Consider the following 12,184-nt stretch of genomic DNA (forward strand, 5'->3'; position numbering starts at 1 on the left):
GAAAACGGAAAACTACTTGCAGAACGAAACTATACGATTAGTTGCGTAATGCAAGCAACTGTTCTGAACGCGAGAAGCGTCACACCGTTTCAGGGAAAGATTTCGGGACGCGTCAGCGTTCTAGGAGCGCGATGCACTCCATGTGGTGTGTCTGAGGGAAGGCGTCGAACGCCCGGAGGCCGCCGATTCTGAAGCCCTGCTCCAGGTAGAGACCGATATCGCGGCCGAACGACGCCGGGTCGCACCCGATGTGCACGATCCGTTCAGCGCCCGTTGCGGCGAGAGCTTCCACGACCGGACGGCCGGCTCCCGCACGTGGCGGGTCTAGCACGACGACGGCAGGCGAACGCTCCAGCTCCGCGATGACGTTCTCGACGCGGGCGCTGTGGAAGCGCACGTGACCGAGATCGGACAGAGCTGCCCGCCCGTCCGCGACTGCGCGCGCCGAAGATTCGACTGACTCCACCACGCCGGACGGCCCGACAAGGTCGGCGAGCACGGATGCGAAAACCCCGACTCCGCCGTAGAGATCCCACGCCGTGTCCGCGGTAGCGGCGTCGGCCCACTCCCCGACCACCTGTGAGTACGCGTTCGCAGCGCCGCGATGGGCCTGCCAGAAACCGGTCGCGGCCAGCTCCCATTCTCGATTGCCGACGCGCTCGATCACTGTGTCCGATCCGATGGCCACTCGGGTCTTTCGCGGGCCGCCGCTCGCCGCTCGGCGTGCCATCGCGCCGCGACGCCCCGGCGTCCGCCGTCCCGTCTTGGACACCGCGGGTGCGGCAACTTCCACGACGTGCCGCTGACCGGCAGCGTCGAGAACGACCTGCAGCTCGCTCCCTGGCGCCCATTGCGCACCGCCGAGACCGTCGTACGCGCTCTGATCGATCTGGGTGCAGCGCAGGTCCGTGACGATCCGGTTGCTCCGGTACGCGTGGTATCCCGCGACCCCGTGCCCGTCCACCGCCAACCGGACTCGCGTGCGCCACCCTGTCCCGTCTCCGGTTCCAGGTAGTTCCTCCACCGCGACGTCCGATTCGACACGAGCGAGTCGCAGAAGCTGCTCACGCACGACCGAGGTCTTCATCTCACGTTGGACACTCAGATCCGCATGCGAGTAGTCGCAGCAGCCCGCCCCGCCCGGGCCGGAGATCGGGCATGTCGGATCGATGCGATGCGGAGATGCGTCGAGAACTGTGATCGCGTCGGCGCGGCAGAACGATCCGCCCTTGTCCTCCGTCACCCGGACCAGCGCCCGCTCCCCCGGCAAACCGTGACGGACGAACACGACCCGTCCCTCGTGCCGGGCGACGACGAACCCGCCGTGACCGGGGTTGCCCAGATCGACCTCGAAGGTCTGCCCGGTCCAATTCTCACTCAACGAACTACGCCTGCCATTTCGATGTTGCCGATCATTTTTCGCCGGTGATCATTTCTCGCCGGTGTCGTAACCGCGACGCGTGGCGCCTGCGGTCTTCTCGATGTCCAGCGGCTTTGCCTTTGCCGACGAACTCAGCTGCCACGGAACGCTGGTCACCATCACGCCGGGCTGGAAGAGCAGACGACTCTTCAGACGAAGCGCGCTCTGATTGTGCAGGATCTGCTCCCACCAGTGTCCGACGACGTACTCGGGAATGAAGACGGTGACGACATCACGCGGAGCATCGCGTCGTACACGCTTGACGTAATCGAGAACCGGCTTGGTGATTTCGCGGTACGGCGACTCGATCACCTTGAGCGGAACCGTCACGTCGCTCTTCTCCCACTCACGCACGAGTGCACGGGTGTCGGGCTCGTCGACGTTGACCGTGATGGCTTCGAGGGTGTCCGGTCGCGTGGCTCGCGCGTAGGCGAGAGCTCGCATCGTCGGCATGTGCAACTTCGAGACGAGCACGATCGAGTGCGTGCGGCTGGGAAGTACGCCGTCCCACTCCTGCTCCTCGAGCTCGGCTGCGACGCTGTCGTAGTGCTTGCGGATCATCTTCATCACGATGAAGATCGCGACCATCGCGACGATGGCGATCCAGGCGCCGGCAGCGAACTTGGTGATCAGAACGATGATCAGGACGGTGGCGGTCATTGCGAGACCGATCGAATTGATCACTCGCGAGCGCTGCATCCGGGCCCGCTGTGCCTTGTCGGTCTCGGACTTCAGATGCCGAGTCCAGTGCTTGATCATGCCCGTCTGGCTGAGCACGAACGAGACGAAGACGCCGACGATGTACAGCTGGATGAGCTTGGTGACCTCGGCGCCGAACACCACGACGAATGCGATCGCAGCACCGGAGAGGAAGAGGATTCCGTTGCTGAATGCCAGTCGGTCGCCGCGCGTGTGCAGCTGACGCGGTAGGTACCGGTCCTGCGCCAGGATCGATCCGAGTACCGGGAATCCGTTGAACGCGGTGTTCGCGGCCAGAACCAAGATCAGTGCCGTGACGATCGCCATGAAGAAGAATCCGATCGGGAAACCACTGAACACGGCTTCGGCGATCTGCGCGATCAAGGTCTTCTGGTGGTAACCCTCCGGCGCACCGACCAGCTGTTCCTGCGGATTGTGTGCGTAGACGATGCCGATCTTCTGAGCCAGGATGATGATGCCCATCAACAGGACGATGGCGATCGACCCGAGCAGCAGCAAGGTCGTGGCCGCGTTGCGCGATTTCGGCTTCTGGAACGCCGGTACGCCGTTACTGATGGCCTCGACGCCGGTCAATGCAGCACAGCCCGAGGAGAAGGCACGCGCGATCAGGAACGCGAAGGCAATTCCGTACAGATGCGAATCCTCGGCGTTGAGTGTGAACGACGACGATTCCGCGTGCACGTCTTCACCAAGAACGTAGATCCGGAAGAATCCCCACCCGAGCATCAGGAACATGCCGACGATGAATGCGTAGGTCGGAATTGCGAACGCGGTACCGGATTCACGGATACCGCGAAGGTTGACCGCGGTCAGCAACACGATCGCCGCAACCGCGAACAACACCTTGTGCTGCGCGACGAACGGCAGAGCCGAGCCGATGTTCGACGCCGCCGACGAGATCGACACGGCGACCGTCAGCACGTAGTCGACCATCAGCGCACTACCGACGGTCAGACCGGCGGTCGGGCCGAGGTTGACCGTCGCGACCTCGTAGTCGCCGCCACCGGACGGGTATGCATGGACGTTCTGGCGGTAACTCGCCACCACCACAGCCATGACGATGGCGACGGACAATCCGATCCAGGGTGTGTACGCATACGCGGAAATACCCGCGACGGAGAGAACCAGGAAGATTTCTTCGGGGGCATACGCGACGGACGACATCGCGTCGGACGCGAAGACCGGTAGTGCAATTCGCTTGGGTAGCAGCGTGTGCCCGAGTTTGTCGCTTCGGAACGGCCGACCGAGCAGGAGCCGCTTGGTAGCGGTCGAGAGCTTAGACACGTGCAAAGCGTAAGCCGTCTCGCCCGATTCGGAGTCATCAGAGCCCCAACTTCACCTTTTGTCGTGACACCCGGCACGCAGGCGACCGTTGTACTTGCTCTTCCCGTGAGGGGCTGTACCGTTCGATTCGGCGTGCAATCGCGCCATGAGGGTCCATGAACGGAGTAGGGCGTGTATGTCGTCATCATGGGGTGCGGTCGAGTGGGTTCTTCCCTCGCCGCGTCTCTGACCAGGATCGGACATGAGGTCGCCGTCATCGACCGCGATCAGAGTGCGTTTCTGCGTCTCGATCTCGACTTCCCGGGAACCAAGGTTCTGGGAATGGGGTTCGACCGTGACGTGCTGGTCCGGGCGGGCATCGAGCGGGCCGACGCCTTCGCTGCGGTGTCCTCGGGAGACAACTCCAACATCATCGCGGCGCGAGTCGCACGCGAGACTTTCGGCGTCGAACGCGTCGTCGCGCGTATTTACGACGCCAAGCGTGCCGCTGTTTACGAGCGCCTCGGCATCCCCACCGTCGCGACCGTGCCGTGGTCGACGGATCGCTTCCTGCACACGCTGACCAAGGAAAGTCAGACCGCGAAGTGGCGCGATCCTTCGGGCACTGTTGCGATTACCGAACTTGCCCTGCACGAGGATTGGGCCGGCAAGCCGATCGCACTACTCGAGAGCGCGACCAGTTCGAGAGTCGCCTTCATCATCCGATTCGGAACCGGCGTGCTCCCCGATCGCAAGACCGTCATCCAGGCCGACGACCAGGTCTACATCGCCGCGGTATCGGGAACTGTCGCCGAAGCGATCGCACTGGCCGGCAACCCGCCGCCGAGTGACGACTGACGGAGGCCGCAGATGACTGATCCGAACGCCGCCCCTCACAACAAGCCTGCGACTGTGTTGCACTACAACGTGATTGGAAGTTCTCGATGAAGGTCGCCATCGCCGGAGCCGGCGCCGTAGGCCGCTCCATTGCGCGAGAGCTGATTCGAAGCTCACACGACGTCATGCTGATCGAGCGCAAACTCGATCACATCGAACCGGAGTCGGTGCCCGAGGCGAAGTGGGTACACGCGGACGCGTGCGAACTCAGCCGCCTCGAGGACGCGTCGATGGAGTCCTACGAGGTCGTGATCGCCGCAACCGGAGACGACAAGGCCAACCTGGTCCTCAGTCTGCTCGCGAAAACCGAGTTCGGCGTTCGCCGAGTTGTCGCCCGCGTCAATGATCCCCGCAACGAATGGCTCTTCGACGAGTCGTGGGGCGTCGACGTCGCCGTCTCGACACCGCGGATGCTCGCTTCGCTCGTCGAAGAAGCCGTCTCCGTCGGTGACCTGGTCAAACTGATGACACTGCGGCAGGGGCAGGCCAATCTCGTCGAGATCACGTTGCCCGACAACACACCTCTTGCCGGAAAAGCCGTCAAGAAGCTCGAACTTCCGCGGGACTGCGCACTGGTCACCATTCTGCGGGGTGGGCGTGTGATCGTCCCGCAGATGGACGATCCCATCGAAGGTGGAGACGAACTCCTGTTCGTCGCGGCCGTCGACGCCGAGGATCAGTTGCGCGTTGCACTCCGCCTGGAGAATTGACCGACGAACACACTGACGACGAAAGGGAATCACATGGCACAAGCACCCGAAAACACCGTAGTCACCGACAATCCAGCCCAGAGCCGGTACGAGATCCATGCAGACGGCGACCTCGCCGGCATCGAGGACTACACCACGTCCGGTGACGTCGTCTCGTTCAACCACACCGAGATCTACCCGGCCTTCGAAGGTTTCGGGCTGGCCGCGATTCTCGTCCGCCAGGCTCTGGACGACCTACGCGCCCGTGGCCTCAAGGTTCACCCGGTCTGCCCGTACGTCGTGAAGTTTCTCGACAAGCACCCCGAGTACCAGGACCTGATCAGCTGAGATCGCGGTCTTCGCGCGGCTTCGTCAGATTCACCGAGCCCACCTCTTCGGACCCTGCGTCCGTTGCGGTGGGCTCGCTGCTTTCGGGCTCCACAACCGGTTCCGGCTCGACGATGCGATCGGCCTTTCGCACAGCCCAGACCGTCACGAGCAGCACCAAACCGGTCAACGGCCAACCCATGCCGATACGCGCGACTGCGAGCCATCCGGTGTGGTCGGTGTCGTAGAGCTGTGACTGAACGAGATACCGCGCACCGAAGACCAGCGCCCACGCCGCCGTCGCGATGTCGTAGAGCCGGACGGCGGAGCTGTGCTTGCGCCACAGATTGCCGTGCCCGTTGAGATAACCCCAGATGATTCCGACGAGGGGCCAGCGCACGAGGATGGAAATCAGGAAGACCGCACCGTAGGCGAGGCTCGTGTAGATACCGAAGAGGAAATATCCTTTGGCATCGCCGGTGCGATAGGCGATGAACGCGGAAACTCCGACTCCGAGAAACCCGGAAATTGCGGGTTGGAGGGAATCCTTGCGGAAAAGGCGCCAGGCCGCGATAGCGACAGCGACGCCCAATGCGGCCCAGATTGCCGCGGTAAGGTTCCAGATGCTGTTGACCGGGACAAAAATCAGAATCGGCAAAGACGAATAGATCAGACCACTCAGCCCGCCGAGTTGGTCGATTACCGATCGCTGTTGTGTTTCAGTCACCTGTCGAGGGTGCCACAGTCACCGAGTTGCACGGTAAATGCGGGAAACGCGCCTATTCGCCGCGCAGTTCGTAGTAAGGGTTGAAGATCGCCTTGCGACCGTCACGCTCGCCCACACGACCGCGGATCAGCAGGGTCTTACCGGTCTCGATTCCCGGGATCCGGCGACGCCCGATCCAGACGAGATTGATCACCTCGGTGCCGTCGAAGAACTCGGCCTCGATGCTGGCATTTCCCGACTTGGGACACGCGTCGACGCTGCGGAGTCGGCCCACCATCGTGACTTCTTCACCGCGACGACAATCGCAGGCCTTCTGACCTCCGGAAGCCTTGTTGGACTCGGCCATCTCCTGGGCGTCCAACTGGTCGACGTCCTCGGTCAGACGCTGGGTCAGTCGACGAAAATATCCTGCGGCGGCGGGTGCCATTGCGCGCTCCTGCGAACATGTGTGACGCAAGGGTTTCGCGTCACGTGAAGGGCTGTGTGATCGCCACTGTAGACCCATTACGAGCGTGTAACCACACCGGTCAGTCCGCGTCTCGGGGGCACCGGGCAAGATCAAAAGATGCAGAACTCAGAATCGGCGACCGTTGCCGTCGTTCTCCCAGGTACAGGCTCTGACGCCCACTTCGCAGACCGCGCATTCCGGGCGCCGCTAGCGACTCTGGGTGTGCGCATCGTCGCAATTGAACCGGACCCTCGGCGTGTCGTGGACGGCTATCTGGACGCGATGGACCGAGCCGCGGACACGCACGGCCGAATCATCGTCGGAGGCGTCTCGATCGGGGCCGCCGTGGCGCTCCAGTGGGCCGCCGAGAACCCCGATCGAACCGTGAGTGTGTTGGCAGCGCTTCCGGCCTGGATCGGGTCGGCGGACGACGCACCCGCTGCAGCGAGCGCGAGGTTCACCGCAGCACAACTGCGCTCCGAAGGATTGGAGGCGGTGATCGCAGCGATGCTCGCGTCGAGTCCGGCGTGGCTCGGAGCCGAACTCGAGCGCTCCTGGCGCTCTCAATGGCCCGATCTCCCGGCCGCGCTCGACGAGGCGGCGTCGTACCACTCGCTCAGCGAGAGCGCGCTACAGGCGGTGGGCATTCCGGTCGGCATCGCTTCGGCGGTGGACGATCCGGTTCATCCCGCGGCAGTGGCGCAGGCCTGGGCGAATGCACTCCCCCGCGGCGCAGTCGCCACGACGACGCTCGACATGATCGGGCGCGACCCCGCGGTTCTCGGGTCCACCTGCATCAAAGCGCTCGCGGCGATCGAATCCGATACCACCGCGAGCGCCTGAAAGAAAACCTGCTACTGACCCAATTGCTGCATGGCAGAACCGGATTCGCCGCTACGCGGCGGCGGGGTCGGTCGCGCTGGAGGTGACGGCGGAGCGGGCGGAGCTGACTGCTGTTGCTGCTGGGCGGCGACTTGTTGCTGCTGCGCTGTTGCCAACTGCTGCTCGTGTGCGGCCGCCAGCTGCTCGGCGAGTACCTGCGGGAGCACGACGGGCAGCGGTGTCCGCACCGGATGCGGCTCTGATCCTCGGTTGACGACGGTGTCGCGCAGGATGTCGCGTGCGATTGCCACCAAAGGGGTGTTCGCGGCGGTGGATCCGCTCGGACCCGCAACCACGCAGCGGACCATCCACCGCGGACCGTCGGCGCCGATGAACCGCAGGTCCATGTTGGCCGTCACGGCAGCCAGTTCCCGGCCCCAAGGGCCGTTCTCGACGCTCACCGCAGAATTGTCGTCGCGAAGCGACTGCGCGAGCTCCGCAACGACCTCACGCCACTGACCGGGTGATTTCGGGGCGGCGTATGCAGCAACCGTGATGCGGCCATGTTCGGTGACCAGGTGCACGGCCTGCGGCGAACCGTTGGGTGCCATCTCGACCTGCAACTGTCCGCCGGTCGGCATCGGCACCAGAACGGAACCGAGATCCAGGCGCTGACCGTCACGGCCTGCCGTCGGATCGTCGGAATCGATCTCCGTGATGTCGTAAGGGCCTTCCGATTCGTCACCGAACTCGTCGCCGGCGACGTCGAGATCGTCTTCGACCTCGTCGATCTCCACCGACTCGTCGTTCTCGTCACCGAAGAAGCTGGTGGTTTCCTCGTCGACGTCTGTCTTCTTCTTGCGTCCGAACATGATTCAGACTCCCTCTCCGACGACCGCGCCAGGCGCATCGGTATCGAGTATCGCGTGACCGCCGCTGGAACCGTAGCCTCCGGTTCCTCTGGTCGTGTCGTCCAGCGACTCGACTTCCTCGAAAACCGGAAGTTCGACTCGTTGAACCACGAGCTGAGCGATTCGGTCACCGCGGCGGATGTCGATGGCTGTGGCCGGATCGAGATTGATCAAGCAGACCTTGAGTTCGCCCCGGTATCCCGCGTCCACGGTTCCGGGCGCGTTCACGATCGACAGTCCCGATTTTGCGGCAAGTCCGGAACGCGGATGGATCAACCCGACGGTGCCCACCGGCAAAGCGATCGCGATCCCCGTTCCCACCAGTGTTCGGCGGCCGGGTTCGATGGTGACATCGCTGGTGGAGCACAGATCCACACCCGCATCTCCGGGATGCGCACGCTGTGGAACGGGCAGGTCTGGATCCAGTCGCTTCAAGGCGATGGAGAGATGGTCGCTCACGTGGGCCAAGACTACTCGTAGCGACGGACTATCCTTGACAGGTGCCCGAAACATCTCGACCTGACGTCGCCACCACAACGCCCCCGTCCACGACGCTGTTCTCCGAGCGCCTGTGGGTGCCGATCTGGTGGTGGATCGCCGGGCTGGCCGTAGCCGGACTCCTCGCGGCCGAGGTCCACATGGGCCGCCCGGGGCTTCTCTCGTACCTGGCGTACGTCGTGCTGCTCCCCATCCCGATCTGGGCGGCATTCTGGCTCAGCCGGATGCGCGTCGAGGTGGTGGAGACAGCAGGGGTGAAAGAACTGCACGTGGGTCGAGCCCACCTGCCGGTCGAACTGATTTCGCGGGCGGCAGCAGTGCCGGCTTCCGCAAAGAGTGCGGCGATGGGGCGCCAACTCGATCCGTCGGCGTTCGTCCAACATCGCCCATGGGTCAAGACAATGGTGTTGATCGTGCTCGACGACCCGGAGGATCCCACGCCGTACTGGCTGGTGAGCACACGTCGTCCCGCTGATCTGCTGGCTGCGCTGGATCGCTGACCAGCGCGGTCACAGCAAAGCAGTACTTCCCGACCCTTGGTCGACCCGCGAGCTGACGGGTCGACCACCGGGAAGGGAGATCAGGCAGCGCAGTCCATGCATACGAGCTGTCCGTTGGCATCACTGGCCAGGCGGCTGCGGTGATGAACCAGGAAGCAGCTCGAACACGTGAACTCGTCTGCCTGCTTCGGAACAACTCGAACCGAGAGTTCCTCGCCGGAAAGGTCGGCACCCGGCAGCTCGAAGGACTCCGCGGTGTCCGTCTCGTCGATGTCGACGACGGCTGACTGCGCTTCGTTGCGTCGCGCCTTCAGCTCCTCGAGAGAGTCCTCCGAAACCTCGTCGGACTCTGTACGCCTCGGTGCGTCGTAGTCAGTTGCCATCTCGTCTACCCCATCCTCTTCGTGTATCCCGGTCCCGTGTGCGCCGAGAATCCGGTAGATCCTTGATGCGCATGGAAACCGCCGTGGCATCCAGATCATTCCCTGTCGCTGCATAACGCTGCAGGACTGGAATTAGTGCCCGGAAGTTCCTTCCGGGAACGTGATCTGCGCCTCATTTGGTTGTCATTTCGGCGTCCGGCCGATGCCCAGTTGAACGACCTGGGCCGCCAGACAGTAGCCGACGTGAGCACGAAAGTAGTAACCGAATCGGAAATTTCCGAAAAATGACTGCGAATTGTCACCAAGGCAAGAGCAAGCTGTGACCTTTCGGCGACATTTTCAGACCGGATCCGGGTAGAAACTGCCCGCTAGTTGCCCAACTACCGTTGGGCGATCGCCAGCGGCTCGACGCGTCGAGCTCTAAGGTAGGCACCGAACGTCATGCCGGCGCCGCTCGGCCCGATGGCGAAGTAGAAGTTTCGTCAAGAAAGTCGAGGGATACCGTGGTTTCTCTGATCACCGAAGGCAGCTCTACCGATGACCAGGGACGTCCGTTCCGCCGTCGGCGCGCGTGGCCGGTGATCGCCGTGTTCGCGGTACTCGCATTGATCGGCAGTGTCTTGTGGGTCCGCATCCTGAGCGCCGAGGCAGAAGTCAGTGACACCGTCGCCTGCAACCTCCCGCAGCCTTCCTCCGATCCCTCGGCAGCGGCGCCACTACCGCTGGGAACCGTCGTCGACCGTTCGAAGCTGCTCGACGTGGATCCCGCTCCCCTGGCGGCCACCAAGGTTCGTGTGTTCAACGCCAACGGCGAACACGGTCAGGCCGCCCAGGTGGCAGCGCAACTGAGCGAGTTCGGCTTCTCCAGCGCGCCGGACGTCCAGGTCGGAAACGACCCCGTCTACGTCGACCAGAACATGGAGTGCCAGGGTCAGATCCGCTTCGGAGCGAACGGCCTCGCCGCCGCCAGTTCCGTCTGGCTGGTCGCCCCCTGCGCCGAACTGGTCCAGGACGGCCGCGGCGACGACACCGTCGACCTGGCTCTCGGCACCTACAACAAGGGCGCCCTGACCCCCAACACCGACGCCACCGCGATCCTGCATGCTCTGGCCGAGCAGCCCGCAAACGCCGAAGTCGCTCCGATGGACATCGCACTGCTCAAAGCAGCGCGCACGGCGCGCTGCTGACAAACCCGGTTCGGCCTCAGCTCGGAATCGGCTGATCTGCGCCGATCGAACTGAGCATGTGCGCGAACTGCTCGGCGATCGCCGGAGCCACCGCATAGACGACATCGCCGTCGGCCGACGTGGAATTGGGCGCCGGGACGTTGATCACGGCGCCCGCTTCGGAAGCGATCAGGGAGCCCGCGGCCCAGTCCCACGGACTCAGCCCGTGCTCGAAGTGAGCGTCGACCCGGCCGGTGGCAACCATGCACAGATCCAAAGCAGCCGAACCTATGCGTCGGATGTCGCGAACCTGCGGCAGGATCTGCCCGATCAAGGTGCCCTGCACCTTTCGGCGATCCGCTCCGTAGCCGAAACCGGTGGCCAACAGAGCCATTGACAGTTCGGTCACCTCATTGGCGTGCAGTTCGCTGACGACGCCGTCGGCCGTGGCCATGGTTGCGCCGCCGCCCCGGTGCGCGGAATACGTTGTTTCCAGCGACACGTCGACGACAGCCCCGGCCACTGAGATCCCGTCGATCTGTACGGCCACCGAAATGGCGAACGCGGGGATTCCGTAGAGAAAATTCACCGTCCCGTCGATGGGATCGACAACCCATCGAACTCCCGCGGAATCGTCGGTGTCTCCGCCACCTTCCTCACCCAAGATCGAATCTGCAGGGCGCAATTGCGCCAGAAGGTCGCGAATCACCTGTTCGGTTTCGGTATCGACCACCGTGACGGGATCGGTCGGCGTGCTCTTCGCAGCAACCGAACCACCCTCGGAGGCACCGGAACCCACCAGGCCGAATACCTCGGGCCGACGCACGCGGACGTGTTCGGCTGCGCGTTCGGCGACGGCTACGGCAACTGCCCGCAATTGTGCGGGGTCCAGAGAATCGGCGGAAAAGTCGGGCAACGTTCTTTCTGAAGGGCGCACCGGACCATCGCAACACATCTCTACCGAGGGGCACCACTCGAACGCCTGGAGTCGCACGCGCCCGAGTCCTTGTTCGGGTTAGTGTTTGCAACGGTAGATCGTGACCTCGAATTCGACACTCAGGAGCGCAGGACGATGACAACCACAGGTTTCGGGATCGACGTCGGCGGCAGCGGCGTCAAGGGCGGCACGATCGACCTGAGCACCGGGGAAATGATCGGTGACCGCATCAAGATCCTGACCCCGCAGCCGTCCACTCCCGATGCGATCGCGGGCACTGTGGCCGAGATCGTCGAGCAGGCAAAGTGGACCGGGCCGGTCGGCATCACGTTGCCCGCTGTCGTGACCGGCGGCGTCGCGCGCAGCGCCGCGAACATCGACAAGTCCTGGATCGACACCGACGCGGCCGCGCTCTTCGGCAAGGCCCTGGGCGGGCGCGAAGTCACCGTCCTCAACGACGCCGACGCCGCCGGAAT

Annotated in this window: 15 protein-coding genes; 7 read left to right on the plus strand and 8 right to left on the minus strand. The window is 63.8% G+C overall.

Annotated features, from left to right (window positions below; all coding sequences use genetic code 11):
• Window positions 1-112: 112 nt before the first annotated feature.
• Together AC1DWA_RS31790 and AC1DWA_RS31795 are read right to left on the minus strand one after the other, a co-directional pair.
• Window positions 113-1,381, minus strand: coding sequence for a class I SAM-dependent RNA methyltransferase (locus AC1DWA_RS31790; protein ID WP_141487339.1), 1,269 nt, complete (start codon window positions 1,379-1,381; stop codon window positions 113-115).
• A 48-nt stretch (window positions 1,382-1,429) separates the two neighbouring features.
• On the minus strand, window positions 1,430-3,424 hold the full coding sequence (locus tag AC1DWA_RS31795) for an APC family permease (RefSeq protein ID WP_007732857.1): 1,995 nt from the start codon (window positions 3,422-3,424) through the stop codon (window positions 1,430-1,432).
• Between the two features lie 171 nt (window positions 3,425-3,595).
• On the opposite strand from AC1DWA_RS31795, the gene AC1DWA_RS31800 reads away from it, so the two are divergent.
• The 3 genes from AC1DWA_RS31800 to AC1DWA_RS31810 all read left to right on the plus strand — a co-directional run bounded on the left by AC1DWA_RS31800 (window position 3,596) and on the right by AC1DWA_RS31810 (window position 5,337).
• Window positions 3,596-4,261, plus strand: a complete 666-nt coding sequence (locus tag AC1DWA_RS31800) for a potassium channel family protein (protein ID WP_019748254.1) — start codon at window positions 3,596-3,598, stop codon at window positions 4,259-4,261.
• Window positions 4,262-4,347: 86 nt separating this feature from the next.
• Complete coding sequence (locus AC1DWA_RS31805) at window positions 4,348-5,010, plus strand: potassium channel family protein (protein WP_003942632.1); 663 nt, start codon at window positions 4,348-4,350, stop codon at window positions 5,008-5,010.
• A 33-nt stretch (window positions 5,011-5,043) separates the two neighbouring features.
• Window positions 5,044-5,337 (plus strand): GNAT family N-acetyltransferase, encoded by a 294-nt coding sequence (locus AC1DWA_RS31810; RefSeq protein WP_019748253.1) that lies wholly within the window; start codon window positions 5,044-5,046, stop codon window positions 5,335-5,337.
• On the opposite strand, the gene AC1DWA_RS31815 is transcribed toward AC1DWA_RS31810, so the two are convergent.
• Both AC1DWA_RS31815 and AC1DWA_RS31820 read right to left on the minus strand, forming a co-directional pair.
• Window positions 5,330-6,043: a DUF3159 domain-containing protein gene (locus AC1DWA_RS31815; RefSeq protein WP_019748252.1), complete on the minus strand. Its 714-nt coding sequence runs from the start codon at window positions 6,041-6,043 to the stop codon at window positions 5,330-5,332. The genes AC1DWA_RS31810 and AC1DWA_RS31815 overlap by 8 nt on opposite strands.
• A 52-nt stretch (window positions 6,044-6,095) precedes the next feature.
• Window positions 6,096-6,470, minus strand: coding sequence for an OB-fold nucleic acid binding domain-containing protein (locus AC1DWA_RS31820; RefSeq protein ID WP_003942613.1), 375 nt, complete (start codon window positions 6,468-6,470; stop codon window positions 6,096-6,098).
• Window positions 6,471-6,608: 138 nt separating this feature from the next.
• On the opposite strand from AC1DWA_RS31820, the gene AC1DWA_RS31825 reads away from it, so the two are divergent.
• Complete coding sequence (locus tag AC1DWA_RS31825) at window positions 6,609-7,334, plus strand: alpha/beta fold hydrolase (protein ID WP_378666418.1); 726 nt, start codon at window positions 6,609-6,611, stop codon at window positions 7,332-7,334.
• Window positions 7,335-7,345: 11 nt separating this feature from the next.
• Here AC1DWA_RS31825 and AC1DWA_RS31830 read toward each other — a convergent pair whose 3' ends face one another.
• Window positions 7,346-8,185 (minus strand): DUF3710 domain-containing protein, encoded by an 840-nt coding sequence (locus AC1DWA_RS31830; protein ID WP_151532095.1) that lies wholly within the window; start codon window positions 8,183-8,185, stop codon window positions 7,346-7,348.
• Between the two features lie 3 nt (window positions 8,186-8,188).
• Window positions 8,189-8,683: a dUTP diphosphatase gene (gene dut, locus AC1DWA_RS31835; protein WP_477846767.1), complete on the minus strand. Its 495-nt coding sequence runs from the start codon at window positions 8,681-8,683 to the stop codon at window positions 8,189-8,191.
• A 41-nt stretch (window positions 8,684-8,724) separates the two neighbouring features.
• Here dut and AC1DWA_RS31840 point away from each other — a divergent pair, with 41 nt between their 5' ends.
• Window positions 8,725-9,222 carry a DUF3093 domain-containing protein gene (locus AC1DWA_RS31840; protein ID WP_019748248.1) on the plus strand — a complete coding sequence of 166 codons (498 nt, stop codon included), beginning with the start codon at window positions 8,725-8,727 and terminating at the stop codon, window positions 9,220-9,222.
• A gap of 80 nt (window positions 9,223-9,302) precedes the next feature.
• Here AC1DWA_RS31840 and AC1DWA_RS31845 read toward each other — a convergent pair whose 3' ends face one another.
• Window positions 9,303-9,605: a DUF4193 domain-containing protein gene (locus AC1DWA_RS31845; protein WP_003942593.1), complete on the minus strand. Its 303-nt coding sequence runs from the start codon at window positions 9,603-9,605 to the stop codon at window positions 9,303-9,305.
• A gap of 503 nt (window positions 9,606-10,108) precedes the next feature.
• Between AC1DWA_RS31845 and cei the strand changes: the two genes are divergently transcribed.
• The gene (gene cei / locus AC1DWA_RS31850) at window positions 10,109-10,792 is read left to right on the plus strand and encodes an envelope integrity protein Cei (protein WP_003942618.1); all 684 of its coding nucleotides are present in this window, start codon (window positions 10,109-10,111) and stop codon (window positions 10,790-10,792) included.
• A 16-nt stretch (window positions 10,793-10,808) separates the two neighbouring features.
• On the opposite strand, the gene AC1DWA_RS31855 is transcribed toward cei, so the two are convergent.
• Window positions 10,809-11,687, minus strand: coding sequence for an inositol monophosphatase family protein (locus tag AC1DWA_RS31855; protein ID WP_021344118.1), 879 nt, complete (start codon window positions 11,685-11,687; stop codon window positions 10,809-10,811).
• A 156-nt stretch (window positions 11,688-11,843) separates the two neighbouring features.
• Here AC1DWA_RS31855 and AC1DWA_RS31860 point away from each other — a divergent pair.
• Window positions 11,844-12,184: ROK family protein (locus tag AC1DWA_RS31860; RefSeq protein WP_477917507.1), on the plus strand; the 341-nt coding region annotated here is incomplete at its 3' end.

The organism is Rhodococcus sp. P4_F3_2 (assembly GCF_056401335.1).

What these genes read in the sequence shown, in the direction of transcription:
- AC1DWA_RS31805 (WP_003942632.1), top strand. Translation starts at nt 4,348, where the DNA reads ATGAAGGTCGCCATCGCCGGAGCCGGCGCCGTAGGCCGCTCCATTGCG.
- AC1DWA_RS31810 (WP_019748253.1), top strand. Translation starts at nt 5,044, where the DNA reads ATGGCACAAGCACCCGAAAACACCGTAGTCACCGACAATCCAGCCCAG.
- AC1DWA_RS31820 (WP_003942613.1), bottom strand. Translation starts at nt 6,470, where the DNA reads ATGGCACCCGCCGCCGCAGGATATTTTCGTCGACTGACCCAGCGTCTG.
- AC1DWA_RS31825 (WP_378666418.1), top strand. Translation starts at nt 6,609, where the DNA reads ATGCAGAACTCAGAATCGGCGACCGTTGCCGTCGTTCTCCCAGGTACA.
- AC1DWA_RS31830 (WP_151532095.1), bottom strand. Translation starts at nt 8,185, where the DNA reads ATGTTCGGACGCAAGAAGAAGACAGACGTCGACGAGGAAACCACCAGC.
- AC1DWA_RS31845 (WP_003942593.1), bottom strand. Translation starts at nt 9,605, where the DNA reads ATGGCAACTGACTACGACGCACCGAGGCGTACAGAGTCCGACGAGGTT.